We start from the raw sequence: 25,876 nt of genomic DNA, 5'->3' as shown, positions 1-25,876 counted from the left end.
GGGCAGGTCCGGGGCCTTCGTCGTACCTGGCGCCCGCTCGGCGGCCGTCGGACACGACCGCCGAGTCCGGGACACCTACTTCTTCTCGGCGGGCGCCTTCTTGGCCGGGGCCTTCTTCGCGGCCGGCTTCTTGGCGGGAGCCTTCTTGGCAGGCGCCTTCTTCTTGGCCGGGCCCGCCGCGCGCTTCTCGGCCAGGAGCTCGATGGCCCGCTCGGGCGTGATCGACTCGGGCGTCACGTCGCGCGGCAGCGTCCGGTTGGTCTCGCCGTCGGTCACGTAGGCACCGAAGCGGCCGTCCTTGACCACGATCGGCTTGCCCGACGTCGGGTCGTCACCGAGCTCGCGCAACGGCGGTGTGGCCGTGGCCCCACGACCGCGCTTGGGCAGCTTGTAGAGCTCGAGCGCCTCCTCGAGCGTGACCGTGAACATGGCCTCCTCCGAGGGGAGGGTGCGCGAGTCCGTGCCCTTCTTGAGGTACGGGCCGTAGCGGCCGTTCTGCGCGGTGATCTCGACGCCCGTCTCCGGGTCCGTGCCCACGACGCGCGGCAGCGAGAGCAGCCGGAGGGCGTCCTCGAGCGTCACCGTGTCGAGGCTCATGTCCTTGAGGAGAGACGCCGTGCGCGGCTTGGGCAGCGCGGCCTTGGCCTTCTTGAGCGCGGCCGCGGACAGCCCCTCGTCGAACTTGGGCTCGGGGAGCTGCTCGGTCACGTAGGGGCCGTAGCGTCCTGCGCGCGCCACGATCGGGTTCCCCGACACCGGGTCGGTGCCGAGGATCCGGCCGTCGTCTGCACCGGCGGCGAGGAGCTCGCGCGCCTTCTCGACCGTGAGCTCGTCGGGGGCCAGGTCGTCCGGTACCGAGGCGCGCGGCGGGGTCGCGCCCTCGGCGACGGGCTGGCTGAGGTCCTCGATGTACGGCCCGTACCGACCGACGCGCAGCTGGATGCCCTCGCCGATCGGGACCGAGTTGATGTCGCGGGCGTCGATCTCGCCCAGGTCGTCGACGAGCTGGCGCAGCCCCTCGCCCTCCTCACGACCCGTGCCGTCGCCGAAGTAGAACCGGGTCAGCCACGCCACGCGGTCCTTGTCTCCGGCGGCGATCGCGTCGAGGTCGGCCTCCATCTCCGCGGTGAAGTCGTAGTCGATGAGCCACTCGAAGTGCTCCTCGAGCAGACGGATCACGGCGAACGCGAGCCAGCTGGGGACCAGGGCCTGGCCGCGCGGCAGCACGTAGCCGCGGTCCTGGACCGTGGAGATGGTCGACGCGTACGTGGACGGGCGGCCGATGCCGCGCTCCTCGAGGGCCTTGATGAGGCTCGCCTCGGTGTAGCGCGGGGGCGCGGACGTCGAGTGCCCGTCGGCCGTGAGGTCCCGCCCGTCCAGCAGGTCACCCTCGCTCATCTGCGGCAGGCGTGCGTCCTCGTCGCCCCGGCGGCCGGACTTCGCGGCGGCGCCGTCGGCCGTCTCCGCGGAGTCGTCCGTGCCCTCCTCGTACGCCGCGAGGAAGCCCCGGAAGCTGATGACGGTGCCGGAGGCCGCGAACACGGCCTCCTTGCCGGCGACCTGGGCGTCCGTACCCGTGACGGGTGCGGCGAGCCGCACCGAGGCGGTCGATCCCTTGGCGTCCGCCATCTGCGAGGCGACCGTGCGCTTCCAGATGAGCTCGTACAGCTTGAACTGGTCGCCGCTGATCTCCCGGGCCACCTGGGCCGGGGTGCGGAACGAGTCACCGGCGGGGCGGATGGCCTCGTGGGCCTCCTGGGCCCCCTTGGCCTTCGACGCGTAGACGCGCGGCGAACCGGGCACGAACTCGGGACCGTACAGCTCGGCGGCCTGACGGCGCGCGGCGTCGGTGGCCTCGGCCGACAGCGACGGCGAGTCCGTACGCATGTAGGTGATGTAGCCGTTCTCGTACAGCGCCTGCGCGGTGCGCATGGTCTGTCGCGAGTTGAAGCGGAGCTTGCGGCTCGCCTCCTGCTGGAGGGTAGAGGTCGTGAACGGCGCCGCCGGACGACGCGTGTAGGGCTTGGTCTCGAGGCTGCGGACCGCGAAGTCTGCGTCCGCGAGCCCACCGACGACGAGCGAGGCGGTCTGCTCGCCGAGCTGGACCACGCCGTCACGCGCCGAGGCGGGCTTGAGCTGCCCGCGGTCGTCGAAGTCCCTGCCCGACGCGACGCGCGCCCCGCCGAGCTGGACCAGGCGCGCGTCGAAGCTCTTGTCGGCGTCCGCTGCCCCCTTGTCCGCGAGCGAGAAGGTGCCCGACACGTCCCAGTACTCGGCCGCGACGAACGCCATGCGCTCACGCTCGCGCTCGACGACCAGACGCGTGGCCACGGACTGCACACGCCCCGCGGACAGCCCCTGGCGGACCTTGCGCCACAGGACCGGCGAGACCTCGTAGCCGTAGAGACGGTCGAGGATGCGGCGCGTCTCCTGCGCGTCGACGAGGTGCACGTCGAGGTCGCGCGTGTTCTCCAGCGCGCGCTCGATCGCCTCGCGGGTGATCTCGTGGAACACCATGCGGTGCACGGGCACCTTGGGCTTGAGCTCTTCGAGCAGGTGCCACGCGATGGCCTCGCCCTCGCGGTCCTCGTCGGTCGCGAGGTAGAGCTCGTCGGCGTTCTTGAGCGCGCGCTTGAGCTCCGCGACCTTCTTCTTCTTGTCCGCGTAGACCTCGTAGTACGGCTCGAACCCGTCGTCGACGTTGACCGCGAACTTGCCGAAGGGCCCCTTCTTCATGTCGGCGGGCAGCTCGGAGGGCTGCGGGAGGTCGCGGATGTGCCCGACGCTCGACTCCACCTCGAAGTCGTCACCGAGGTAGCCCTGGATCTTGCGTGCCTTCGTGGGGGACTCCACGATGACGAGCTTGCGACCTGAGGACATCCGTTCCTGCTTTCCGTAGCTGCTGATCGAGGCCCGCGCCTGGAGCGATCTCCAGGTGGGCCGACGTGCTGGGGTGAGCTCCGGCGTCGGGCACGTCTCGTGTGCCCGAACCGCTGCGCGGCTCCCACCGGCAGCCTATGACGTTACGCCACCGACGCCAGGCGGCACCTTATCGACTGTGGACCACCGTCGGGGCCACGTCCTGCGGACGTGCCCTCAAGGCCGGGCCGGGCGCGACGTCGCCTGCCGGAGCAGGAGGAGCACCGCGAAGGCGCCCGCCGTGGCCGCGACCACCCCGAACGCACCCCCGACGTAGGCCGTGGTCTCCGCGAGGTCCGTCATGTCCCAGCTCGCCGGGGCGACCTCACGCAGGCACCAGGCCGCAGCGACGGCCGCGAACGCGGCACCGGCCAGCATGAGCACCGCGACGACGACCGATCCGGGGTAGGAGCTGCTGCGTCCCGGCGGCACACGGTCGAGCGCGCTCGTCGGCGTGAAAGCGAGCGCGAGCGCGGTCCAGGCCGTCACGACGAGCACCGCGGCCACGACGTCGCTCGGGCGGTGCCACTGGCCGATGAGGGTCGAGACCCCGGTCGCTGCCGTGTAGGTCGCACCGAGGATCGCGACCAGGGGACGCGCCGCCCGAGGCACGACCAGGAGCAGTGCGACGGCGACCGAGGCCGCGACCGTGGTGTGCCCGCTGGGCAGCGTGTTGCCCACGCCCCAGCCGCCGATCAGGTTGGGCCGTTCGAGCAGCACCTTCTTGAGGAGCTGGGTCGAGATGTTGGCGCCGACCACGACGAACGCGACCTGGACGGCCAGCCCCCACCGGCGGCGCAGCAGCGCGATGCCCATGGCCGTGCCCAACCCCAGCACGACGAAGCTCACGGAGACCACGTCGAGCACGGGTTCGCCGAGCTCCCAGAGCCGCCCCCGCCCGTAGTCCGAGCCCCGCAGCGCCGCCTGGTCCAGGTGCTGGCCCGCGGCCGACAGGACGAAGTAGCGCCAGACCACCGCGTAGCCGACGACCGCCGCGACCGCGACCAGGCCGGCCACGGCCCGCGCCCCGACGTTGGTCGCGACCGACCGCGGCGCGCGAGCGGGGTTCGGCGCGACGACCCGCGTGGGAGCGGGCGGCGGGGCGTACCCCTGGGCGGGGTACGGCCTGGGCGGCGTCGGGAGCGGGGAGGTCACCCGTCAACGGTAGGTCACCGCGTGTGGGGATCTGGCGAAGAGAAAGGGCAGGTCACGGCAGGTCGGACCGGAGGACGAGCAGAATCCTCCGCGGTCCACGGGCGACGACCGAGAGCCGGCCGGCACCCGACGCGGGGTACCGGCCGGCTCTGCTCACGGGGACGGCTGGGCGCCCCGCAGCCAGGGGATCACCGACCCTGGCAGCCTCAGACCCGCAGCTCGGCGGGCAGCTCGCCCTGCCCCTCGTGCAGCAGGCAGGCGACCGACCGGCCCGGCTCCCCGACGCCGGGCAGCCCCAACGACGTGGGGCCCAGCGCGGGACGGACCTCGGCGCACGCGTCCATGACGTGCGCGCAACGCGGCCGGAAAGGGCACCCGCTCGGGAGCGACTGGAGGTCGGGCGGGGACCCGGGGATCCCGACGAGCGGGCGCTTGGGACCGTGCAGGGGCGGGAACGAGTTGAGCAGCCCGTGCGTGTACGGGTGGCGCGGGCGCCGGTAGACGTCGCTCACCGAGGCCTGCTCGACGATCTCGCCCGCGTACATGATCGCGATGCGGTCGGCGACCTCGATGAGCAACGAGACGTCGTGCGTGATGAACACGACCGAGAAGCCCAGGCGGTCGCGCAGCTCGATGATCTGCTCGACGATCTGGCGCTGCATCACGACGTCGAGCGCGGTCGTGGGCTCGTCCATGATGAGCACCTTGGGCTCGAGCGCGAGCGCCATCGCGATCATGACGCGCTGGCGCATGCCGCCCGAGAGCTGGTGCGGGTACGCCGAGATGCGGTCCTTCGCGATCCCGACCATGGACAGCAGCTCGCCGGCCCGCTCGTTGCGGTCGAAGCGCGACATCCCGGGGCGGTGGGCCGCGATCGCGTCGGTGAGCTGCTTGCCGACCCGGTAGACCGGGTTGAGCGAGTTCATGGCGCCCTGGAACACGATGGCCGTGTCCTGCCAGCGCGAGCGCCGCAGCTCCTTGTCGCTCATGCGCAGGATGTCGACGGGCTCGTCGCCCGTGGCCCCCGTTCCCCCGTGGAACAGGACCTCGCCGCCCGTGATGAGCCCGGGCGGGGGCAGGAGGCGGGTCGCGGCGTAGACGAGCGTCGACTTGCCGCAGCCCGACTCGCCCGCGATCCCGAGGACCTCGCCCTCGTGCAGCGTGAGGTTCACGCCGCGCAGGGCGCGCACGGGCTCGGGTCCGTAGCCGTAGGCGACGTGCAGGTCGCGGATCTCGAGCACGGGCTTGCCGGTCCCGGTGGGGGCCCCGGCGGGTTGAAGGTCGGTGACCGTCATCGGACGCTCTCCTTGCGTGTGGTCGTGCCGTCGTTGTCGCGGTCGTCGCGCGAGGTGCCGGGCCGGGGAGTTCCCGGCCCGCCCGTGGTGGGCGCACTCGTCCCCGTGCCCGACGCCGTCGCACCGGTCGGGGCGGGAGACGCACCCGGGCGCGTGGCGCCGTCGGGCCTGCTGGTGGTCGTGCCTCCCGCTGCCGGCGCTCCCTCGCGGACCACGGCCGTGAAGCCGATGCGCGGCGAGATGCGGCGCTTGCGCAGGGCGCGCGGGCTCGCGCCCGTCGAGCGCAGGCGCGGGTTGACGAACTCGTCGATCCCGAAGTTGATGAGGGTCAGCGCCATGCCGAGCAGCGCGATGCACAGGCCCGCCGGGACGAACCACCACCACGCGCCGCGCGAGAGGGCCTGCTGCTGCTCGGCCCAGAAGAGGATCGTGCCCCAGTTCCAGTCCGAGATGGACGTCACGCCGATGAAGGCCAGCGTCGTCTGCATGAGGATCGCGAACGTCACGGTGCCCACGAAGCTCGACGCCATGATGGCCGTCAGGTTCGGCAGCGTCTCGAACCACACGATGCGCCACGTCGACTCGCCGTTGGCGCGCGCGGCCTCCACGAAGTCGCGGCGACGCAGGGACAGGGTCTGGGCACGCAGGATGCGCGCTCCCCACGCCCAGCTCGTCGCCGCCAGGATGAGCGCGACCGTCAGACCGCCCGCGTCGGGGAGCTGGCCCGCGACGATGATGATGAGAGGCAGCGCCGGGATGACCAGGAAGATGTTGGACAGCGACGAGAGCAGCTCGTCGCTCACACCGCCCAGGAAGCCCGCGCTCACGCCGACGAGGATCGACAGGAGCGTCGCCCCGATGCCCGCGACGAAGCCGACGATCATGACGCCGCGCGTGCCCACGAGGATCTGGGAGAACACGTCCTGGCCCACGTGCGTGGTGCCGAGCCAGTGCGCACCGCTCGGGGGCTGGAGGATGTCCGAGGACATCGCGCTCGGGTCGTAGGGCGCGATCCACGGGCCGATCACCGCGAGGACCGCGAAGAAGCCCAGGATCGCGAGCCCCGTGAAGGACTTGCCGTTGCGCAGGAACAGGAGCTTCTGCTTCTTGCGCGAGCCCTTGCGGCGCACGGGCGCCTCGGGAGCGAGGGGCTCGGCCCCGCTGTCGAGCTGGGCGTGGTCCATCTGGACGGGGATGCCGGTCATCTTCTCAGCCCTCCTGTCGGGTGCGCGGGTCGAGGACCACGTACGCGAGGTCGGCGAGGATGTTCGCCACGAGAACGGACAGCGTGATCATGAGGAAGATGCCCTGCATGAGGGGGTAGTCGTGCGCACCGATCGCCTGCAGGAGCGTGAAGCCCACGCCCTGGTAGGAGAAGACCTTCTCCATGACGAGCGTCCCGGACACGATGAACCCCAGGGACAGCGCGAAGCCCGAGACCTGCGGCAGGATCGCGTTGCGGGCCGCGTAGCCGAACATCACGCGGCGCTCCGAGAGGCCCTTGGCCTGCGCGACCGTGACGTAGTCCTCCGAGGTGACCGTGACGGTCATGTTCCGCATGCCGAGGATCCAGCCCGCGACCGAGGACAGCACGATCGTGATCGCCGGCAGCGTGCCGTGCCGGATCACGGAGCCGACGAACTCCCAGCTCCAGCCCGGCACCAGCCCCGGCTGGTAGGCGCCCGACGACGGGAAGATCGGCCACGTCACCGAGAAGAGCATGATCGCGACCAGGCCCAGCCAGAAGTACGGCACCGACGAGAAGAACGTCGTGACCGGCAGGAGGCCGTCGGCCCACGACCCGCGACGCCAGCCGATGACGACGCCCAGGAACGAGCCGAGCAGGAAGCTGATGACCGTCGCGATGCCGACCAGACCGATGGTCCACGGCAGGGCCTGCGCGATGACCTCGCTCACGGTGCTCGGGAAGAGCATGATCGACAGCCCCAGGTCGCCCGAGAAGAGCATCTTCCAGTAGTCGACGTACTGCTCCCAGAGCGAGGCGCCGGAGTCGAGACCGAACAGGACGTAGAGCGACTCGCGGGCCTCGGAGCTGATGCGCCCCTGGTTCTTGTTGATGAAGGACGACACCGGGTCGCCGTCCATCATGCGCGGGATGAAGAAGTTGATCGTGATGGCCGCCCACGCGGTGACCACGTAGAAGACGATGCGTCGCAGGAAGTACTTCATGCCGACACCCCCACGCGTGCGGAGCCGAGCTCGGGGAGCAGGTCGGGATCGTCGACCGCGGACGCCTCCACGTAGCCCCAGCAGGCCACCTGACGACCGTCTCCCACGGGCACCAGTCCGGGGACGGTGCTCCGGCACAGGTCCGTCGCGAACGGGCAGCGCGGGCTGAACCGGCAGCCCGCGGGCGGGCGGACCATCGACGGCGGCTCGCCGTTCAGACCCGTGCGGTCCTGCGCCGCGAGGTTCTCCGGGTCGGGTGCCGAGCGCACCAGGAGCTGGGTGTACGGGTGCGCGGGCTCCTGCGTCACGAGCTCGCTCCCGCCGTGCTCGACGATGCGGCCCGCGTACATGACCCGGGTCTCGTCGGCGAAGTACCGGGCCGAGGCGATGTCGTGCGTGATGTAGAGGATCGCGATGCCGAGCCGGTCGCGCAGGTCCTTGAGGAGGTTGAGGATGCCGATGCGGATCGACACGTCGAGCATCGAGATGGGCTCGTCGGCGAGCAGGACCTCGGGGTCCGCGGCCAGGGCGCGGGCGATCGCGACACGCTGGCGCTGGCCGCCCGAGAGCTCGTGCGGGTACTTGTCGACGTACCGCTCGGGCTGGAGCTGGACCCGGTCGAGCAAGGCCCCCAGGGCGTCCTCGAGGGCCTGCCCGCGCAGCCTCGGCTGGTGGATCCGCAGCGAGCGCGTGAGCGTGTAGCGGATCGTGTGGACCGGGTTGAGCGACCCGAACGGGTCCTGGAAGATCATCTGCACGCGCCGGCAGTACCGGCGGAAAGCCCGGCCGCGGTGCGCGGTCACGGGCTCGCCGTGCAGCAGGATCTCGCCCGACGTCTGCGTGTACAGGCGGGCCAGGAGGCGGGCGATGGTGGACTTGCCGGACCCGGACTCCCCCACGAGCGCCACGACCTGGCCGCTGCGCAGAGAGACGTCCACGCCGTCGACCGCGTGCACCACGGCGTTCGAGCGCAGGCCCCGGACGGGGAAGTGCTTGGTGAGCCCGCGGGCCTCGAGGACGAGCGCGTCGGGCGGGGGCGCGAGGGCGTCGTGCGTGTCGGAACTCATGGTGAACCTGACTGCTGGGGGGAACGGGGTGGAGTCAGCGCTGACCAGCTGCTCGTGAGGGGGCGGGGCCGCCGCCGGGCCGTGGTCGGGCCTGGCGGGAGGCCGAGGAACGAGGCCGGATGGTAGGCCCGGCGACGGCCCCGCCCCCTCACTCACGAGCAGTCACGCGATCAGGAAGCCGGCTTCAGCTTCGTGAGGATGAGCGACGCGTTGGCCGTCGTCGGCTGCGGGTTCGCGTACGGGTCCTCGTCCGAGGGCCAGCCCACGAAGTTCTTGGTCGAGTACTGGGCCGCGGCCGGGCGCCCGAGGAGCGCGATGGTCGGGACCTCGTCGACGAAGACCTGCTGCACGGTCTCGAGAGCGGCCGTGCGCTCGGCCTCGTCCGTCGCGTTGGCGTAGGTGGCCAGGGCCGCGGTCGCCTCGTCGCTCGTGAAGCGGCCGAAGTTCCAGTTGGCACGCTCGCCGAGCGGCATGTACTGGGCACCGTCCATCTGGTTGGAGTACGTGTCCCAGGGGGTGGCCCCGCCGTCGGTCCAGTGCATCGAGGCCTGGAAGTCGCCCTCGGCGATCGCGGTGAACCAGGCGTCGGCGTTCTGGCCCTCGACCGTGGCCGTGATGCCCAGGGGCTTGACCGCGTCGGCGACCATCTGGAGCTCGGTCAGGTAGTCCGACCAGCCCGTCGGGTTCGTCAGCGTGAAGGTCACGGCGTTGCCCTCGGGGTCCTTGAGGGTGCTGCCGTCGAGGGTGTAGCCCGCGTCGGCGAGGACCTTCTTGGCGCCGTCGACGTCGACCGTGTACTTCTTGCCCTGGAAGGGCGCGGTGATGAAGTCGGTGCCTGCGGGCTCGGGCATGCCGGTGACGTTGGTCAGGGGCGGGAAGACGCCCGACGACGCGAGGTCGGAGATCTGCTGACGGTCGAGGACCATCTGGACGGCCTTGCGGACGGCGACGTCGTCGAACGGCGCGGTCTCGGTGTTGAGGAACAGCGCGTCGACGCCCAGGCCCGTGGGCGCCCACTGGTTGTTCACGTCGGGGTCGGCCTCGATGTAGACCTTCTCGTAGTCGGGGATGAACGTCCACCCCCACTGCGCCTCACCCGAGACCAGGGCGTTGGTGAGCGCGTTGTTGTCGTTGTACGAGCTGTAGCGCAGCTCCTTGACGCCGAGCTCGCCGCCCCAGTAGTCGTCGCGGGCCGTCAGGGTCGCGGCCTGCGCGGTCCAGGACGCGAGGGTGTACGGGCCCGTGCCGACGGGCTCCTCGTTGGTCCAGGTCGTGGGGTCCTCCACGTCCTTCCAGACGTGCTCGGGGACCACGAAGAGCTGGAGGATCTGGGCCTGCTTGACGAACTGTCCCGAGGTGAACGAGACCGTGACCTTGTTGCCGTCGACCGCGATGTCGCCGAAGGGCAGCGCGAACGTGTTGAGGCCCTCGTTGTCCTTGCGGATCTGGAACGAGTAGGCGATGTCCTCGGCCGTGAAGTCCTCGCCGTCGGACCACGTGACGCCGTCACGGGCCGTGAGGGTGAGCTGCGTGTAGTCGGCGTTCCACTCCCACTCGCTCGCGAGCCACGGCGTGGGGTCCTCCGAGGGCCGCACGGTGTTGACCTGGGCGAGGGGCTCGTAGATCGCGAACGCGTAGCCCAGCGACATGGCCGAGGACGTGTTGGCGAAGGGGTTCGAGTTGTCGGTCTGCGGGCCGTTGGGCATCCCGATGGTCAGGACGTCCGAGCCGCCTGCCGACGAGGTGCCCCCGTCTCCGCTGCTGCCGCTGCACGCGGTGGCGACCAGGGCGAGCGTCGTGAGCCCGATGATCGCCGTGCTGATCCTGCGCTTGTTCATGAGTGCCTCCTTGCACTGAAAATCTGGACGAACCGTACGTGCGGTTCGCGACGAACCGGTCATCTTGCGGGTAGAGCTGGGTCGAGCGGGCGGTGCGGTGGTGCTGGTCGTGCCGACTGTGCGGTCGGGGGACGGCGGCGCGTGGACGCCGACGTCCCCCGGGGTCAGGCGGGCAGGGGCGCCCGGAGCCGGAGGTCGCGGATCGACCTCCCGGCCCGCAGGACATGCCCGCCGGCAGCGGTGACCCACTGCTGCGACGGGACGTCCCAGGTCTGGAGGGCGCGCACGGGGATGCGCACGCGCGCCGTGGTGGTCTCCCCCGGGGCGGCGTCGACGACCGCGAAGCCGCCGAGCCAGCGCACGGGGCGCCGGGGAGCGTCGGGCGCGCCGGACGAGAGGTCGGGCTCGACGTAGACCTGGACCACCTCACGGCTCGTCCGGGTACCCGTGTTGCGGACGGTCACGTCGAGCAGGACGTCCGGGCTGCCGCCGGGCCCGGCACCCCCCTGCCCGTCGGGCAGGCCCGGTGCCCCGGCGACGGTCGCGCCCACGTACTCCCACGTGGACCAGCCGAGGCCGTGACCGAACGGGGCCGCGGGGGTCGCCCCCGTGCGCTCCCAGGCGCGGTAGCCGACGTCGAGCCCCTCGGCGTACTCGACGACGCCGTCGAGCGGGATCGCGTGCGGGACGGGGACGTCCTCGACGCGCGCGGGCAGGGTCCACGGGAGGCGACCGGACGGTTCGGTCACCCCGAGCAGCGCGTCGGCGAGGCCGGTCCCGGCCTCCTGACCGCCGAGCCACGCCCACAGGACGGCCGGGGCGTCGTCGAGCCAGGGCAGCAGGACCGGGGCGCCCGCGTTGACGACCACGACCGTGCGGGGGTTGGCCTGCAGGACGAGCTCGACCAGCCTGTCCTGGTTGCCCGGCAGGTCGAGGTCGGGACGGTCGTAGCCCTCGGACTCGACCTCCTCCGTGGTCCCGACCACGACGATCACGACGTCAGCCTCGCGGGCCGCGGCGACGGCCTCGTCGAGCAGCTCCTGGGTGGTCGCGCCGGGCAGCCGGTGGACCAGCTCTCCGCGGACGAACGACGCGTACCCGACGGCGTGGACCACCTGGAGGGTCGCGTCGAGGTGCGCGGCGCGGGCCTCGACGACCTCGACGGTCACGGTGCGCGCCACGGGGTGGTTGTGCCCCGAGCTCAGCACGACGTCCTCGTCGACCACGACGTCGCCGGTCGAGACGACCGTCCCGTCGACGGTCACGGTGTGGACGCCCACCGTGCCGATGCCGAGCTCGTGCGTGCCGGGCTCGTCGAGGTCGACGACGGCGCGGACCCGCACGGCCGCGGCGTCGGCGCGGACGTCCTGGATCCAGCCGTCCCACGCGGGCGCTGTGCGGGACTCGACGACGGTGCCGTCGGCGTCGAGCAGCTCGACGCGCAGTCCGGGGGCACCCGTGACCGGGTCGCTGCACCGGCCGGGGACGTCCAGGGCGGGCGGGTTGGAGCGCGAGCGGGCGCCGTCGTGGACGAGCAGGCGCGTGCCCTCGGGCAGGCCCGCGCGGATCTCCTCCGCGGGGGTCGAGACGCGGTCCGGGACCACGAACGACGAGCCGCCGCCCTGGAGGAACGGGGTGGTCGCGGCGGGGCCGAGGAGGGCCACGGTCAGCGGGCGGCCGGGAGCCGCGAGGGCTGCGGGGTCGAGGGGCACGAGCCCGGCGGTCGCGCCGCGCCCTCCCTCGCCCGCGGGAGCGGCCACGGGCTCGTTCCTGAGCACGACGACCGAGCGTGCGACGAGCTCACGGAGGAAGGCGGCCGACGCCTCCCGACCCGTGAGCCCGTCGCGGGCCGACGGCGCGGAGGAGGGTGCGCCGTCGGGCTGGGGACCGGTCACCGGTGCGGTGCCGGGAGCGAGGGGTCCCCCGAGGTCGAGCGCGCCGACCCGGTGGGCCAGGCGCAGGAGGCGCAGGACCTTGTCGTCGAGCTCGCCCTCGGCGACCTCGCCCGAGCGGACCGCGTCCAGCAGGCCGTCGCCCCAGGGGCCGTCGGGGCCCGGCATCTGCAGGTCGAGACCGCCGCGCACGGCGCCGCCGATGCTCTTGGTCGCGACCCAGTCGCTCACGACGACGCCGTCGAAGCCCCACTCGTCCTTGAGGACACCGGTGAGCAGCGGTCGGTGCTCGAGCACGGGGGCCGCGGTCTCGCCGTCGTCGACGCCCGAGTAGGCGCCCATGACGCTCCAGGCCCGGGCCTCGCGCACGACGCGCTCGAACGGCGGGAGGTAGACCTCGCGCAACGTGCGCTCGTCGAGGCGTGCGAGGTAGCGCGTGCGCTCGGTCTCGGAGTCGTTCGCGACGTAGTGCTTGACGCTCATGCCGACGCCGTTCTCCTGGGATGCGCGCACGAGCCGGACCGCGATCTCCGCGGTCAGGTGCGGGTCCTCGGAGTAGCACTCGAAGTGGCGACCGCCCACGGGCGTGCGCTGGAGGTTGATCTGCGGGGCGAGGACCACGTCGACGCCGTGCCGGCGGGCCTCGGTCGCGAAGAGCGCGCCGGCGCGGGCCGCGAGGCCGCGGTCCCAGGTCGCCGAGAGCGCGCTGGGCGCGGGGAACATCGCGGAGGTCTGCGCGGTCACCGGGGAGCCGTCGGCCAGGGTGGACTCGCCGCCCGTGCCACGGACGCCCACCGGGCCGTCCGACATCGCGACGGCCCGCAGGCCGATGCGCTCGATCGGGGTCGTGGTCCACATGCCTGCGCCGACGAGCAGGGAGACCTTCTCCTCGACCGTGAGGTCTGCGATGAGGCGCGCGAGGCGTTCCTCGGTCCCGTCGACGTCGGCGTCGGCACCGACGTCGACGACGTCGGGGGTGACGTCGGTCGTGACGTCGTGGGTCTTCAGTGACACCAGGTGCTCCGTTCGGACGGCGTTGTCTGCTGGCCGATATACAACCACACTTACTGACTAGTCAGTAAGTCAACGAAGATCACAGTATGGTTGCGGTCATGACAGAGGCCACCACACCGGCGCGCACGCGCCGACCGCGCAAGGGCACCGCCGCCCGGCGCGAAGAGATCCTGCGCGCAGCCATGCGCGTCTTCGGGTCCAAGGGGTACCACCAGGGCTCGCTCGCCGAGGTCGCCGAGCAGGTCGGGATCACCCACGCCGGGGTGCTCCACCACTTCGGCTCCAAGAACCAGCTCCTCATCGAGGTCCTCGAGTTCCGAGACGTCGTCGACGTCGAGCACCTCGAGGGCAAGCACATCCCCGGCGGGCTCGACCTGTTCCGCCACCTCGTCACGACCGCCCGCATGAACGCCGAGCGCCCCGGCATCGTCCAGGCGTACACCGTCCTGACCGGCGAGTCCGTGACCGACCAGCACCCCGCGCGCGACTGGGCCGCACGCCGCTTCGCGGGCCTGCGCGGCGACATCACGAGCGCGCTCGACACCGTGATCGCCGAGCGCCGCGAGGCCGGGCTCCTGACCCCCGAGGACGACGTCGAGCTCGACCCCGTCGCGCTCGACCGCGCCGCCAGCACGATCATCGCCGTCATGGACGGCCTCCAGACCCAGTGGCTGCTCGACCCCGAGGCGGTCGACCTCGCCGGCGCCACGGCCTTCGCGATCGAGGCGATCCTGTCCTCGACGCTCGCCGCGTCACGCAGGGAGCGGCCGCTCGACTGACCCGCGCCCGGGCCGCGCGGGAGCGACTCGCCGGGGAGGCGGGCGGCCGGCACCCGGGGAGGCGGGCGGCCCGCACCCGGGACGCCCGGAGCCTCACAGTCGATTCATAGGAACACCACAGGCGCCGCCGAGACACCGCGCGCACCATGGACGCATGACCACGACGCCCGCTCCCACGGAACCCCTCGTCTCGCCTCGCTCCCCCGAGCGCCTGACCCGGGCCGACGGCTCACCCGTGCGCGTCCTCGTGGTCGACGACGAGCCCAACCTCGCCGAGCTCCTCACGTCGGCGCTGCGCTACGAGGGCTGGGAGGTCTCGACCGCCCTCGACGGGCAGTCCGCGATCCGCACGGCCCGCGACGTGGGTCCCGACGTGATCGTGCTCGACGTCATGCTCCCCGACCTCGACGGGCTCTCGGTGCTGCGCCGCATCCGTGCGACCTAGCCCGACGTCCCGGTCCTGTTCCTCACGGCGCGCGACACGGTCGAGGACCGTGTCGCGGGACTGACCGCGGGCGGCGACGACTACGTGACCAAGCCCTTCAGCCTCGAAGAGGTCGTGGCCCGGCTGCGCGGCCTCATGCGCCGCGGCGGGGCGACCGCCGCCCGCGAGGACTCGACCGTCGTCGTGGGCGACCTGGTCCTCGACGAGGACTCGCACGAGGTGTTCCGTGGCGGCGACCCCATCCACCTGTCGGCGACCGAGTTCGAGCTCCTGCGCTACCTCATGCGCAACGCGCGCCGCGTCATGTCCAAGCCCCAGATCCTCGACCGCGTGTGGAACTACGACTTCCGTGGGCAGGCCAACATCGTCGAGCTCTACATCTCCTACCTGCGCCGCAAGATCGACAAGGGCCGCGAGCCCATGATCCACACGCTGCGCGGGGTCGGGTACGTCATCAAGCCCGCCGAGGGCACGTCGAGCACAGCGGGCGCCGCGGGCGCCGCAGCGGCCACCGCGAGCACCGCGCCCGACGGCGCCACGAAGGCCTGACGCGTGACCTCACCCCGGGCGTCGCTCACCGCCCGACCGCGCACCCTGCGCCGACAGCTCGTCATGGTCCTCGTCGCGATCCTGCTCGTCCTGAGCGTCGCGCTCGCCACCAGCTCGACGCTCGCGCTCCGCGCGAGCCTGGTCGACCGCCTCGACCTGGAGCTGGTCCAGGCGAGCCAGCGCGCCGAGCGCGGCCCGTTCGACCGGTTCGGCGCTGACGCGCCTCCCACCGAGGGCACGACCGGCACGACCGGGAGCACTCCGGAGGACACCACGACGGGCGGCGCCGACGGTTCGACCGCACCCACGGACCCCGGCACGACGTCGGACGGTTCGGCCCAGGACCCGGGTGCCGGGGCGCTCCCGGGCGAGGCTCCGTCGTCGGGCACGGAGAACCAGAGCCCCCTGCCCCCCGGGCAGGGCGCCGGGACCATCAACGTGGTCTACGAGAACGGGTCGGTGCGGTTCGCGGGGTACATCGACGCGTCGGGCAACCTCCAGCAGCTCACGGACGAGCAGGTCGCCGAGCTCGAGACCGTGCCCTCCGACGACCGGCCCCACACGGTCGAGGTCAGCGGCCTCGGCTCGTTCCGGGCCGTCTCGACCACGACCGAGCGGGGCGAGCCCAGCATCACCGCGATGAGCACGGCCGCCGTGACCGAGACGCTCGAGGGCTACCTGCTCGTCGAGGCGGGGCTCGTCGCCGCCGGGATCGTGCTCGCGTCGGTGCTCGGGACGTGGCTCGTCCGCCGCTCGCTGCGACCCCTGGACTCGCTCGCCGACGCGGCCGTGCACGTGTCCGAGCTACCGCTCGACCGCGGTGAGGTCGAGGAGATCCCCCGCGTCGACGAGCAGTTCACCGACGAACGGACCGAGGTCGGGCAGGTGGGCGCGGCGCTCAACCGCATGCTCGACCACGTCGAGGCCTCCCTGACCGCGCGGCACGAGTCCGAGACCCAGGTCCGACAGTTCGTCGCCGACGCGAGCCACGAGCTGCGCACGCCGCTCGCCTCGATCCGCGGGTACTCCGAGCTCGTCCGCCGCTCCCCCGACCAGGTCCCGCCCGACACGCTGCGCGCCCTCGACCGTATCGAGTCCGAGGCCCTGCGCATGGGCGACCTGGTCGAGGACCTCCTGCTCCTCGCCCGGCTCGACGCGGGGCGGCCGCTCGACCGCGATCCCGTCGACCTCGCGGCCCTCGCGATCGACGCGGTGGCCGACGCGCACGCCGCGAGCCGCGACCACGTGTGGGAGCTCGACCTGCCGCTCGCAGGGAGCGAGGGGCCGGCCGTCGAGGGGGACGAGGGCTCGACCACGGGCGACCGCGACACCGGCGAGGGCGACACGCTGACGCTCGACGGCGACGGGATCCTCGCCGAGGGCGACGCCCTCTGGGCCGACGGCGACGACACGTTCGACATCCCCGACGTCACGGTCGTGGGCGACGAGGCGCGCCTGCGGCAGGTCTTCACCAACCTGCTCGGCAACGCCCGCGTCCACACGCCGCCCGGCACGCGCGTCGTGGTGAGCATCCGGCCCGACGGCGAGGACCACGTGGTCCTGTCCGTGACCGACGACGGCCCCGGCATCCCGCCCGCCCTGCTGCCGTCGCTGTTCCAGCGGTTCAGCCGCGGCGACTCGGCGCGCAACCGGGTCGGTGGGTCGACCGGGCTGGGCCTCGCGATCGCGCAGGCCGTGGTCCAGGCCCACGGCGGGGAGATCTCGGTGCGAGCCGCGACCGCGAGCGACCTCGCGCGGCCGGGAGCCGCGGGACCGCGGCGCGACGACGAGGGGCTTTCCGACGACGGACCGGGAGCCGACGACGCGGGGCGGGCTCCGTCGTCGGGCACGACGTTCGAGGTCCGGCTGCCGCGAGGTTGAACCGGTAGGCGGCCCGGCCTGCTGGGCGGTCGCGTCGCGGGTGCCGAGCACGAGGTTGCGACCGGTCGAGCACGAGGTTGCGGTCGCTGTCGGCCCGATAGCGACCGCAACCTCGTGCTCGGCACACCGGAGCGACGCGCACCCGCCCCCGGTGCGACGCGTGCCTCAGAGCGCCGCGTGCGCCTCCTTCTCGGCCTGGTACTCCTCGATCGTCAGCGTCCGCAGCCGCGAGTTGCGGCCCGTCGGGTTGTCGACGTACCCCACGGCCGAGATGTACGGCTCGATCACGTGGATCTTCTGCAGCGGCGTCACGATGAGCAGCTGGAGCCCCAGGCTCTTGAACAGCTCAAGCGCGAACCGCGTCGACTCGTCCGACCCGCGGCCGAACGCCTCGTCGATCACGACGAACCGGAACGCCTTGGACCGCACCGCGCCCCAGTCCAGCTTGAACTGGTACGCGAGCGAGGCCGCGAGGATCGTGTAGGCGAGCTTCTCCTTCTGGCCACCGGACTTCCCGCCCGAGTCCGAGTAGTGCTCGTGCTCGACGTCGTCCTCGCGCGAGCGCTCGGAGGCCGAGAGCACGAACCAGCTCCGCACGTCGGTCACGCGACGCTTCCACGCCTCGTCGGCCTCGGTCTGGCCCTCGCGCCCCCGGAACCGCTCGACGATCGCCTTGACCCGCAGGAACCGCTCCTCCGAGTAGTACGCGACGGTCTCCTCACCGGTGTCCTCGTCGCGTCTCCCCTCGAGGTCGAGGCCCAGGACGCCGTCGGTGCACGCCCGCAGGTCCGCCCGGAACTCGCGCACCTCGGTGTTGGGCGTGGGCGCCATCTCGAGGCGGATGTACCGACCGGGGTTGTAGTCGATCGCGCGCAGCGAGTCGTTGATGATCTCGACGCGCTCGCGGATGAGGTCGGCCTGCTTGGACAGCTCGGCGTGGAAGCCCGCGATGTCGCGGATCGTGTTGGTGTTGAGGTACGTCTTGAAGTCGCCCTCGAAGCGCGGCAGGTCGTCTCGCGTGAGCCGCTCGTGCAGCGCCCGGTACTCGGGGGCCGAGCGCACGTCGTTGTCGAGCTCCGTGGTCTCGACCGGGTACGCGGCCCGGAACGCCGTCATCTGGGCGGCGATGCGCGTACCGAGCTGCCCCTGCCGGGTCTGGGCCTCCTCGACCTGGCTCGTGAGCCGGGTCCGCAGGGCGCTCTCGACCGCGTCGGGGTCAACGTCGCCGCGCGAGCCGGGGTGCGAGCCCGCCTGGGCGGCAGCCTGGGCCGCGGTCTCGGCGTCGAAGAGCCCGGCGAGCTCCTCGGCCAGCGCCGCGTCGGCCGGCCCCTGCTCGGCCAGCACGCGGGCCGAGCGTCCACGCTGGTCGCGTGCCGTCTGCAGCGCGTGCTGGTCCGCCCCGGCGGCCGAGAGCAGCGCGTCGCGGTCGCTCGCGAGGCCTGCGGCCCTCCGGGACAGGTCGCGGAGCTGGTCGGCGATGCGGCTCAGCTCGGTCGACGCGCCCTCGATGCGCCGCTTCTCCTCGTGGAGCTCGGCGACGGCCCGGACGGGCTCCTCCCAGTCGAGCTCGCGCCACTCGCGGAACACGTCGAGCCGGTTGAGCGCGCCCGAGCGCGAGATCGCGGCGCTCTTCTCGCGACCGACCTCGTCACGCCTCTCCTCGAGCGCCGTGCGACGGCCGGCGACGTCGCTCGCCTGCTCGAGCAGCGCGTCGATCTTGGCCTGGTTGCTCCAGCCGAGGACGTAGCCGCTGCGGTCGCGGACCGAGCGCCGGTCGTCCTTCTCGTGGTGGCTGGCCGAGTGCTTGACCTGTCCCTCGCGCGTCACGGCGCGGGGCACGCGCTGGAAGTCGGCGAGCGTCGCGCCGCACACGTAGTCCGCGCGGCGCTCGAGCTCGTCGCTCAGCCACGCGGCGAGGTCGCCGTCCTTGACCTCGAGGAGGTCCGCGAGCAGCGGTCCGTCCTCACGGCTCGCCGGAGGGGTCCCGCCGCCGCCGCGCGCCTTCCCCGAGCGGCCCGCGGCGGGCGCGGGGACCCGGTGGTAGACGAGCCGCGTGCCCAGGTCCTGCGAGTTGATCCACGTCGCGACGGCGTCGTAGTGCTGGGCCGGCACGAGCAGCGAGAGCGCGAACCCGCGCAGCACGCGCTCGGCCGCGCCCTCCCACTCGGCGTGCTCGGCGCGCACGCCGATGAGCTCGCCCGCGAAGGGCAGGTCGGCGTCGGTGAGCCCGACGTCGGAGCACAGGCGGGTGCGCAAGTCCAGGCTCGTGCGGGGCAGGTTGGACTCGCGGTCGGCGAGCGACCGGAGCTCGGCGTTGATCTCGCGGGCCTCGGCCTCGACCGCGCGCAGCTCGGCCGCGACCTCCCCGGCACGCCCCTCGATCTCGCCGAGGGCGTCCTGCGCGTCCGACTGCAGCGCGGCCGTGCGCTCGCGCAGCGCCGCGAACTCGTCGCGCGACGCGACCGGCTCGAGGCCCGCCGCGGCCAGGTAGCGCGCGTACTCGTCGGCCTTGGCCCGACGCTCGGCGCGCTCGACCTCGCGGCGCGCGACCTCGCCCTCGATCTGCGCGAGGCGGTCACCGCCGTGCCCGGCCCGCTCGACCTCGAGGCGCTGGCGCTCGGCGTCGAGCAGCGCGAGCTCCTCCTTGAGGCGGTCCAGGCCGTCGGCGCGCGCCGTGATCGACGCCTCGAGCTCGCCGATGCGCGCGTCGAGCGCCTCGACGCGCCGCCCCGCGGTGAACCCGCGCAACGCCTCGCGCTGGGCGACCAGCCCGCGGGCCCGTTCCCCCACCGCGTCGTACGCGTCGGCGTCGGCCAGCAGCGGCGCGAGCTGGTCGATCTGCGCGCGGGCCTTGACCACGGCGTCGTGCGCGCTCGTGAGGTCGTCGAAGTGCGCGACGAGCTTCTCGGTCCAGCGGGCCGCGTCGAACGGCTCGAGCATGTGCTCGCGCACGAACTCGTTGAGGTCACCCACCGACTTCATGGACACCGTCTGGTGGAACAGCTCCATGGCCTGCTCGGACTCGATGCCGAGCAGGCGCCGGAAGTCGCGCCCGTACTCCGGGAAGTGGTCGCGGATCTGGGCGCCCGACTCGCGCAGGCGGCGGCGCAGGACGTTGATGTCGCCGTCGAACCCCGCGAAGTCGTCGGCGATCGTCATGGGCGAGGTGCTCGTGACGTAGAAGCGCTCGGGCTGCCCCTGCGCTCCGTCCTTGAGCCAGAACACCTGCGCCAGCACCGCGCGCGAGTCGAACCCGCGGTTGGCGAACTCGCCCAGGATGACCGAGTAGGTGTGGCCGCGCCGCAGGCCCACGTGCCGCGAGGCGCCCGTGACCTCGTTGCGCTCGGACTTGTAGTGCCCGGCCACGTAGGAGCGCAGCGTGCGCTCGCGCGTGTCGGCGCCGGCCGCCTTGTTGTAGCTGATGCGGTTCGCGGGGAGCAGGAGCGTCGTGATGGCGTCGACGATGGTCGACTTGCCCGAGCCGATGTCCCCCGTCAGCAGCGCGTTGCGCCCCTCGAGCTCGAAGCTCCACGCGTACTTGTCGAACGTCCCCCAGTTGAGGACCTCGAGCCGGTCGAGGCGGTAGCCCGACCGCTGGTCCAGGTCCGCTGCCGCGTCGTGCAGCTCGACCGCGCTGAACAGTGCCTCGGCCATCAGGCCTCCTCGTGGGTCGGGCGCTCGGTGCCGAGCATGCGGTTGTCGTCCGATTCAGGCCCGTTCTCGACGCCGACCGCATGCTCGTCGGACGTCAACCGCATGGTCGGCGCGGCCCCCGTACCCGCACCCGCCGCAGCAGGCACGCCCGCGGGCGCTCCGCCGTCGGGCAGGAGCGCTCCCCCGTCGCGCGACGCGAGCTCGGCCGCGTACTCCGCGAGGCGCGCGTCGAAGTCCGCGAGCCACTGCCCGTCGACGAACGCCTTGAGGATGCGACGCACCTCGTACGTGTCCGGGGTGTCCGGCACGGGGCGCAGGAAGCCCAGCTCGACCACGCGGCGCACGTTGGCCTCGACGCGGTCGCGTGCGCGGGCCTCGTTGCTGGACCCGGGCAGGAACACGCGGACCAGGTCCACGATCTCGTCGCGCGTCAGGACCAGGCGCGTGTCGCCGCCCTCGGAGTCGAACTGCGCGAGCCGCTTGCGCAGCAGCGCGAGCAGCAGGCTGACGTCGAACGACAGCTCGCGCCGCGCGACGAGGCGCGGGATGAACGTGCCGTCGCCCTCGTCCTCGGGCTGCGCGCGCAGGTACGCGTACCCCTCGGACTCGTCGATCACGACCTCGAGGCCGAGCGTCGCGACGAAGTCCCGCGCCTGCGCCTCGAGCGCGAGCAGGTCACGCCACGTGCGCGTCCCGGCCTCGCGGTAGACGACGCCCTTGACGAGCGAGGTCACGACGAGGGACAGCTCGGGGCTCGGGCCGCCGGTCTGCCCCGGGCGTTCGGTCCGGACGGGCTGCTGGCTCACGGGGTTCCCTCCTGAGGAGACGGCTGGGGAGACTGCTGGGCGGACGGTCCGGGCGGAGCGGGCGGGGCCTGCGCGAGCGACCGCGCCACGGCCCCCGCGAGGTCCCTGGCTCCCGTGCGGGCGAACGTCACGCGCGGCACGCGCGCGACCCGGACGCGCGGTCCGGTGGGCCGCTCGTCGACCGCGGCGACCTCGACGGCGGCCGCCACCGGCAGGTCCGGCACGTGGTCGTCGACGACCCACCGCACCTCGTCGGTGTGCGCGGGGTCGTGCACGACGTCGAAGCGCGGGTCGTCGAGCGACAGGTACGTCACGAGCTCCGCGAGGCCCTGCTCGAGCGGGCTCTCCTCGACGAGCTCCGCGAGCGAGACCTGACCGCGGCGGCGCAGAGCGTCGCGGACGGTGCGGCTCAGGCGCTCGGGGTCCACGTGGACCTGCGTGAACAGTGCCGACGCGTCGAAGTCCGCGACCCCCGCGGTCACCCCCTCGCTCGCGAGCGGTTCCTGGTGCTGGGGCCGGTAGAGGGGGCGCTCGGTCGGCAGGTGCACGTCGACCGAGGTCGAGTCCATGGTCGTCGCGAGCGGACCGGTGTCCGCGGCGCCCAGGCGCAGGCGGTCGGGAGCGTCGCGCAGCGCGAGCGCATGGCCCTCGATGCTGCGCAGGATGTCGATCACGCGACGGTTCTCGAGCCACACCTGGTCGTCCAGGAACCGGCGCAGCTGCTCGGACAGGACGCGCACGGTCGACTGCGTGCGCTCGCCCGCGTCGAGCCAGTCGTAGTGGATGCGGCGCAGGCGTCGCCCGGCCGCACGGCCCGTGATCCCGGGGGCCGCCTCGTCGTCGGGCCCGACCTGCTCCTCGAGCGCGGGCAGGGCCTGGACCTTCTCGACGAGCTCGGCGAACTCCTCCTGACGCTGGCGGTCCAGGAGGAAGTCGTAGAACGCGTGGAAGCTGCGCCCCTGGTCCGAGTCCGCGATCGCCGAACGGCTCCCGACGACCGCGTCCAGCAGGTCCCCCTTGGCCCCGTCCCAGCCCGTGATGCGCTCGCGCATGTCGCGGTCGAGGTTCCGGAAGTTCGCCTCGACCTCGCGGAAGTCCGCGAGCAGGTCCGCGGCCGTGCCCGTGAGCTGCTGGTAGCGGTCGCGCTGGGCGGCCGCGTCGAGCAGCGAGAGCTGGCCCGCGCGCACACGCTCGATCTCCTCGTCGATCCGCGCCCGCCGCGCCTCGAGCTCGCGCAGGCGCGCGTCGGCGTCGGACTCGGTGCCGACCGTGAGCTGGCGCAGCAGCTCGAAGACCGTGTTCAGGCGCGACTCGGTGCCCACGAAGCTGCGCTCGCGCAGCGCCGTTACCCACGCGACGGCCTTCTCGACGGCCGGGGTCGCGTCGTAGTGCGCCTCGTCCGAGCCCGTCGGGTAGAACTTGCGCAGCCAGCCCTGCTCGGGCGCGGACCAGTGGTCGAGGTAGGCCTTGGGCGAGCGGGGGTAGCGACGGGCCTCGGTCGGGTGGTCCGCGGGTACCCCAGGTGCGTGGGCATCGCGTGCGTGGGCATCGTCCGGCCCGACGGCGTCGCTCACCACCGCGGGCTCGTCACCGGTGGTCTGCCCCTCCGCGACGGGTCGGGGCTGCGCGCGGGCGGGCCGGTCCGGTCCGTCGACCGCGTAGAGCGCGTCGTCGAGGAGCGAGACCAGCTCGGCCTCGCCGATCGATCGGACGTTCTGCTCGACGAAGACCGTGCCGAGGAAGCTCAGGGCGAGCGGTGCGTTGTCCGAGCGCAGGAGGCGCCAGGCCGGGGTGCGCCGCAGGGCGTCGATGTCGTCGTGCTGCACTCAGGCCCTCTCGCGTGTGTCTGTGGTTCGTGCTGCGTGCTCGGTGGTGCTGGTCGTTCGTGCTGTGCGATGGATCGACGCCGGACGCGGGTCGTCCTGAGGGTTCCCGCCCGACCGTCTGCCGGTCCGGCCAGCCTCGACCGAACGGGTCGCCCCGCGGCCCGCCGCCCACTCGGCACGTGCCATGCACCCCACCTGCCGCACCGAGCATCCTAGGCGCCGGGTCCCACGATCCCGGGATCGGCGCGGCCACCCGACGCTCCCCGTGCTCGCCGACCCGTGCCTCCCTCGAACGATGTACGCGCGGCGAGCGAAGATCGGCGAGGTGGGCGACGCCGTCGGGCACCTTCCCGACCAGCATGGACACCATGCGCACCCTCCTGGAGAACCCGCTGGTCCTGCTGGTCCTCGCGTGCGAGATCGGCTTCTGGGTCGTGCTCGCCGCCGGACTGATCGCTCGGTACCTGCTGCACCGCCGCCGGCTGAGCACGATCCTGCTGGTCAGCGTGCCCCTGATCGACCTGGTGCTCGTAAGCGTGTCGATCGCGAGCGTCGCGGGCGGGTCACCGCCCGAGGCCGTGCACGGGCTCGCGGCCGTGTACCTGGGGTTCACGGTGGCGTTCGGGCACTCGATCGTCCGCTGGGCCGACGCGCACGCCGCGCACCGCTTCGGTGGTGGGCCGAAGCCCGTCAAGCCGCCGAAGGACGGCCTCGCGGGCCTGCTCCACGAGACCAAGGAGCTCGGCAGGGCGGTGGTCGCCGCGGTGATCGCGCTCGGAGTGATCGCGACCCTGTCGACCGTCGCCGGGACGGGGCTCGTGGCTCCGGCCCAGTGGCCGGGAGACCCGCTGTGGGGGTGGGCGCTGCGCGTCGCGATCGTGCTCGGTGCGTGGGTCGTGTTCGGCCCCGTCTGGGTGCTCCTCGGGTTCGGAGGCGGGTCGCGGGAGACGCAGGGTGCGCGGCACGGGCGCGACGACCGGATGGTGCCGATGGAACCCGGCGCTCCGGGCTAGTCAGTCAGGCGAGCCGAGCGAGCCGGTCAAGCCGAGCGAGCCGGGCGAGCCGAGCGAGCCGGTGGTCTCTGCGATCCCGGCGATCCCGGGAGCTCCGCAGGACGGCTACCGGCCGGAGGGCTCGCGTGGCTCGAACGGTGGTCGGTCGCCGAACCGGTCGAACGTCCCGAGGTAGCGCGACCCCCACGAGACACGGGTGACCTCGTCGAGCCCGAACCGCCTCGGAGCCGCTTCCCAGCGCCCGGCCGTGTCGATGAACCGCAGGCCCAGGTCCTCGTCCGTCAGGTCCTCGACCGATCCGGCGAAGTACTCGCCGGGAGACTCGACCTCGGCGTGCACCGCGAGCAGGCGGCCCGTGCGGGCGACCGACCGCACGACGCCCTCGACGGACGCGAGGTCGACGGCATGCTCTGGGCGCGCGAGGGGCCAGGTCCCGAGCCCCGCGGCAGCGCGCTCGACGAGTCGCTGGTTCGCCCGACGCACCCGGCGGACCTTCGTGACGTCCGCGGTCCGGATCGCCTCGTAGCCGTCGGCGTGGGCCCAGTCCGCCAGCGACCCGACGAGCGTCCAGATCCCGGTCTCGAGCACCACACCGTCGAGCAGGTCGGTGTCGGAGCCCAGGGTGCGGCGGTGGATCGTGACGACGGCGCCCATCGTGCGGGCCTCGTCGAGCGAGAGGGTGCGGGACATGGCCGGAGCGTAGCGCCCCAGGTCACTGCTTCAGGACCGGATTTTCGTCCTGTCGGTGCGGGTGGGACGGCGGCGCGATGTGGGGTCGAGGAGACGCTGGTCGAGCATGCGGTGGGCGTCCGGTCTGGCCCGGATCCCGACGGCAACCGCATGCTCGGCAGCGGACCGCGAGCCACCGACAGAGGGCCGCGAGCCACCGAACAGAGGGCGGCGAGCCGCCCGTCGCGCGCACCCGCGCCCCGAACAGCAGGTCCCCGAGCCCGAGGCACGCGACCCTGCCGTCAGCCGTCCAGCCAGTCCTTGGCTGCTGCCAGCAGCTCTGCGTCGTCGAGCGAGGCGTCGAGCCTCAGCCGTGGGTCTGCCCAGTCCGCGAGCGCTCGGGCCCGCGCAGCGAGCGAGTCCCAGCCAGGCTCGGGCAGCGCGGGGTAGCGCGAGCCCCTGGTCACGAGGCGCTCGCGGTGCAGCCGCTCGTCGGCGAGGTAGACCTCGACGAACCAGAGGCGGGTGCCGGTCCGCGCGGCGAGGTCGATCCACTGCTGCCGGGCCGCAGGGTGGTCGTTGACTGCGTCGACGATGACCGCGTTGCCCAGCAGCAGGTTCTCCTGGGCGACCGACTCGACGGCGAGGTACGCGCCCAGGCCCGTGACGTCGTCGTGCACCGCGCCGGCGCGCAGGAACGCGTCCTCGACGGGGTCGACGCTGAGCATCACCGCGCCCAGGTCACGCGCGAGCAGACGCGCGAGTCGGCTCTTACCGGTTCCGGGCAGTCCAGCCATGGCGATCAGCACGATCGCGAGGATAGGCCCGTCATGTTTCGGGACGGGGTCGAACGTCGGAACGGAGTCGAACATGTGGTTGTCGTC

Annotated in this window: 16 protein-coding genes and 1 pseudogene; 4 read left to right on the top strand and 13 right to left on the bottom strand. The window is 72.7% G+C overall.

Going from position 1 to position 25,876, the window contains the following annotated elements:
• Positions 1–75: 75 nt before the first annotated feature.
• The 8 genes from topA to ACFWGN_RS16740 all read right to left on the bottom strand — a co-directional run bounded on the left by topA (position 76) and on the right by ACFWGN_RS16740 (position 13,370).
• Complete coding sequence (gene topA, locus ACFWGN_RS16775; RefSeq protein ID WP_377618384.1) at positions 76–2,880, bottom strand: type I DNA topoisomerase; 2,805 nt, start codon at positions 2,878–2,880, stop codon at positions 76–78.
• 216 nt (positions 2,881–3,096) lie between these two features.
• Positions 3,097–4,074 (bottom strand): phosphatase PAP2 family protein, encoded by a 978-nt coding sequence (locus ACFWGN_RS16770; RefSeq protein ID WP_377618382.1) that lies wholly within the window; start codon positions 4,072–4,074, stop codon positions 3,097–3,099.
• Between the two features lie 206 nt (positions 4,075–4,280).
• On the bottom strand, positions 4,281–5,369 hold the full coding sequence (locus ACFWGN_RS16765) for an ABC transporter ATP-binding protein (RefSeq protein ID WP_377618380.1): 1,089 nt from the start codon (positions 5,367–5,369) through the stop codon (positions 4,281–4,283).
• Positions 5,366–6,574 (bottom strand): ABC transporter permease subunit, encoded by a 1,209-nt coding sequence (locus ACFWGN_RS16760; RefSeq protein ID WP_377618378.1) that lies wholly within the window; start codon positions 6,572–6,574, stop codon positions 5,366–5,368. Before ACFWGN_RS16760 ends, ACFWGN_RS16765 begins: the two co-directional genes overlap by 4 nt.
• A gap of 4 nt (positions 6,575–6,578) precedes the next feature.
• Entirely contained in the window at positions 6,579–7,559 is a 981-nt protein-coding gene (locus tag ACFWGN_RS16755) for an ABC transporter permease (RefSeq protein WP_377618377.1), read from the bottom strand.
• Complete coding sequence (locus tag ACFWGN_RS16750) at positions 7,556–8,626, bottom strand: ABC transporter ATP-binding protein (protein ID WP_377618375.1); 1,071 nt, start codon at positions 8,624–8,626, stop codon at positions 7,556–7,558. The genes ACFWGN_RS16755 and ACFWGN_RS16750 overlap by 4 nt, the downstream gene beginning before the upstream one ends.
• 170 nt (positions 8,627–8,796) lie before the next feature.
• On the bottom strand, positions 8,797–10,464 hold the full coding sequence (locus ACFWGN_RS16745; RefSeq protein WP_377618373.1) for an ABC transporter substrate-binding protein: 1,668 nt from the start codon (positions 10,462–10,464) through the stop codon (positions 8,797–8,799).
• A 164-nt stretch (positions 10,465–10,628) separates the two neighbouring features.
• Positions 10,629–13,370 (bottom strand): beta-glucosidase, encoded by a 2,742-nt coding sequence (locus ACFWGN_RS16740; RefSeq protein ID WP_377618371.1) that lies wholly within the window; start codon positions 13,368–13,370, stop codon positions 10,629–10,631.
• A gap of 98 nt (positions 13,371–13,468) precedes the next feature.
• On the opposite strand from ACFWGN_RS16740, the gene ACFWGN_RS16735 reads away from it, so the two are divergent.
• The 3 genes and pseudogenes from ACFWGN_RS16735 (at position 13,469) to ACFWGN_RS16725 (ending at position 17,024) form a co-directional block, all read left to right on the top strand.
• Complete coding sequence (locus tag ACFWGN_RS16735) at positions 13,469–14,149, top strand: TetR/AcrR family transcriptional regulator (RefSeq protein WP_139107917.1); 681 nt, start codon at positions 13,469–13,471, stop codon at positions 14,147–14,149.
• A gap of 154 nt (positions 14,150–14,303) precedes the next feature.
• Positions 14,304–15,062 (top strand): annotated as a pseudogene (locus ACFWGN_RS16730) (response regulator transcription factor); the annotation flags it as partial.
• 144 nt (positions 15,063–15,206) lie between these two features.
• Positions 15,207–17,024 carry a sensor histidine kinase gene (locus ACFWGN_RS16725; protein WP_377618491.1) on the top strand — a complete coding sequence of 606 codons (1,818 nt, stop codon included), beginning with the start codon at positions 15,207–15,209 and terminating at the stop codon, positions 17,022–17,024.
• Positions 17,025–17,189: 165 nt separating this feature from the next.
• On the opposite strand, the gene ACFWGN_RS16720 is transcribed toward ACFWGN_RS16725, so the two are convergent.
• From ACFWGN_RS16720 to ACFWGN_RS16710, 3 genes are read right to left on the bottom strand one after another with little or no spacing between them, the layout of a single operon-like run.
• On the bottom strand, positions 17,190–20,678 hold the full coding sequence (locus ACFWGN_RS16720; protein WP_377618369.1) for an ATP-binding protein: 3,489 nt from the start codon (positions 20,676–20,678) through the stop codon (positions 17,190–17,192).
• A complete protein-coding gene (locus ACFWGN_RS16715; RefSeq protein WP_191800773.1) occupies positions 20,678–21,484 on the bottom strand; it encodes a DUF4194 domain-containing protein in 807 nt (268 codons plus the stop codon). The genes ACFWGN_RS16720 and ACFWGN_RS16715 overlap by 1 nt, the downstream gene beginning before the upstream one ends.
• Positions 21,481–23,310 (bottom strand): DUF3375 domain-containing protein, encoded by a 1,830-nt coding sequence (locus ACFWGN_RS16710; RefSeq protein WP_377618367.1) that lies wholly within the window; start codon positions 23,308–23,310, stop codon positions 21,481–21,483. Before ACFWGN_RS16710 ends, ACFWGN_RS16715 begins: the two co-directional genes overlap by 4 nt.
• Positions 23,311–23,678: 368 nt before the next feature.
• Between ACFWGN_RS16710 and ACFWGN_RS16705 the strand changes: the two genes are divergently transcribed.
• Positions 23,679–24,323, top strand: a complete 645-nt coding sequence (locus ACFWGN_RS16705) for a hypothetical protein (protein ID WP_377618365.1) — start codon at positions 23,679–23,681, stop codon at positions 24,321–24,323.
• A gap of 105 nt (positions 24,324–24,428) precedes the next feature.
• Here the strand turns inward: ACFWGN_RS16705 and ACFWGN_RS16700 are convergent, their stop codons facing one another.
• Together ACFWGN_RS16700 and ACFWGN_RS16695 are read right to left on the bottom strand one after the other, a co-directional pair.
• A complete protein-coding gene (locus ACFWGN_RS16700; protein ID WP_377618363.1) occupies positions 24,429–25,013 on the bottom strand; it encodes a hypothetical protein in 585 nt (194 codons plus the stop codon).
• Positions 25,014–25,294: 281 nt separating this feature from the next.
• On the bottom strand, positions 25,295–25,864 hold the full coding sequence (locus ACFWGN_RS16695; RefSeq protein WP_377618361.1) for an AAA family ATPase: 570 nt from the start codon (positions 25,862–25,864) through the stop codon (positions 25,295–25,297).
• Positions 25,865–25,876 lie beyond the last annotated feature (12 nt).

Origin of the sequence: Oerskovia sp. NPDC060338 (assembly GCF_042726295.1) — a bacterium.
Lineage (GTDB): Bacteria > Actinomycetota > Actinomycetes > Actinomycetales > Cellulomonadaceae > Oerskovia > Oerskovia merdavium.
The sequence above is the reverse complement of the archived record's forward strand: the minus strand, read 5'-3'. Positions and strand labels throughout refer to the sequence as shown.

Coding starts and splice junctions, on each gene's coding strand:
- ACFWGN_RS16700 (WP_377618363.1), bottom strand. CDS start 25,013: ATGTCCCGCACCCTCTCGCTCGACGAGGCCCGCACGATGGGCGCCGTC.
- ACFWGN_RS16705 (WP_377618365.1), top strand. CDS start 23,679: ATGCGCACCCTCCTGGAGAACCCGCTGGTCCTGCTGGTCCTCGCGTGC.
- ACFWGN_RS16745 (WP_377618373.1), bottom strand. CDS start 10,464: ATGAACAAGCGCAGGATCAGCACGGCGATCATCGGGCTCACGACGCTC.
- ACFWGN_RS16720 (WP_377618369.1), bottom strand. CDS start 20,678: ATGGCCGAGGCACTGTTCAGCGCGGTCGAGCTGCACGACGCGGCAGCG.
- ACFWGN_RS16755 (WP_377618377.1), bottom strand. CDS start 7,559: ATGAAGTACTTCCTGCGACGCATCGTCTTCTACGTGGTCACCGCGTGG.
- ACFWGN_RS16765 (WP_377618380.1), bottom strand. CDS start 5,369: ATGACGGTCACCGACCTTCAACCCGCCGGGGCCCCCACCGGGACCGGC.
- ACFWGN_RS16695 (WP_377618361.1), bottom strand. CDS start 25,864: ATGTTCGACTCCGTTCCGACGTTCGACCCCGTCCCGAAACATGACGGG.
- ACFWGN_RS16735 (WP_139107917.1), top strand. CDS start 13,469: ATGACAGAGGCCACCACACCGGCGCGCACGCGCCGACCGCGCAAGGGC.
- topA (WP_377618384.1), bottom strand. CDS start 2,880: ATGTCCTCAGGTCGCAAGCTCGTCATCGTGGAGTCCCCCACGAAGGCA.
- ACFWGN_RS16725 (WP_377618491.1), top strand. CDS start 15,207: ATGGTCCTCGTCGCGATCCTGCTCGTCCTGAGCGTCGCGCTCGCCACC.
- ACFWGN_RS16760 (WP_377618378.1), bottom strand. CDS start 6,574: ATGACCGGCATCCCCGTCCAGATGGACCACGCCCAGCTCGACAGCGGG.
- ACFWGN_RS16750 (WP_377618375.1), bottom strand. CDS start 8,626: ATGAGTTCCGACACGCACGACGCCCTCGCGCCCCCGCCCGACGCGCTC.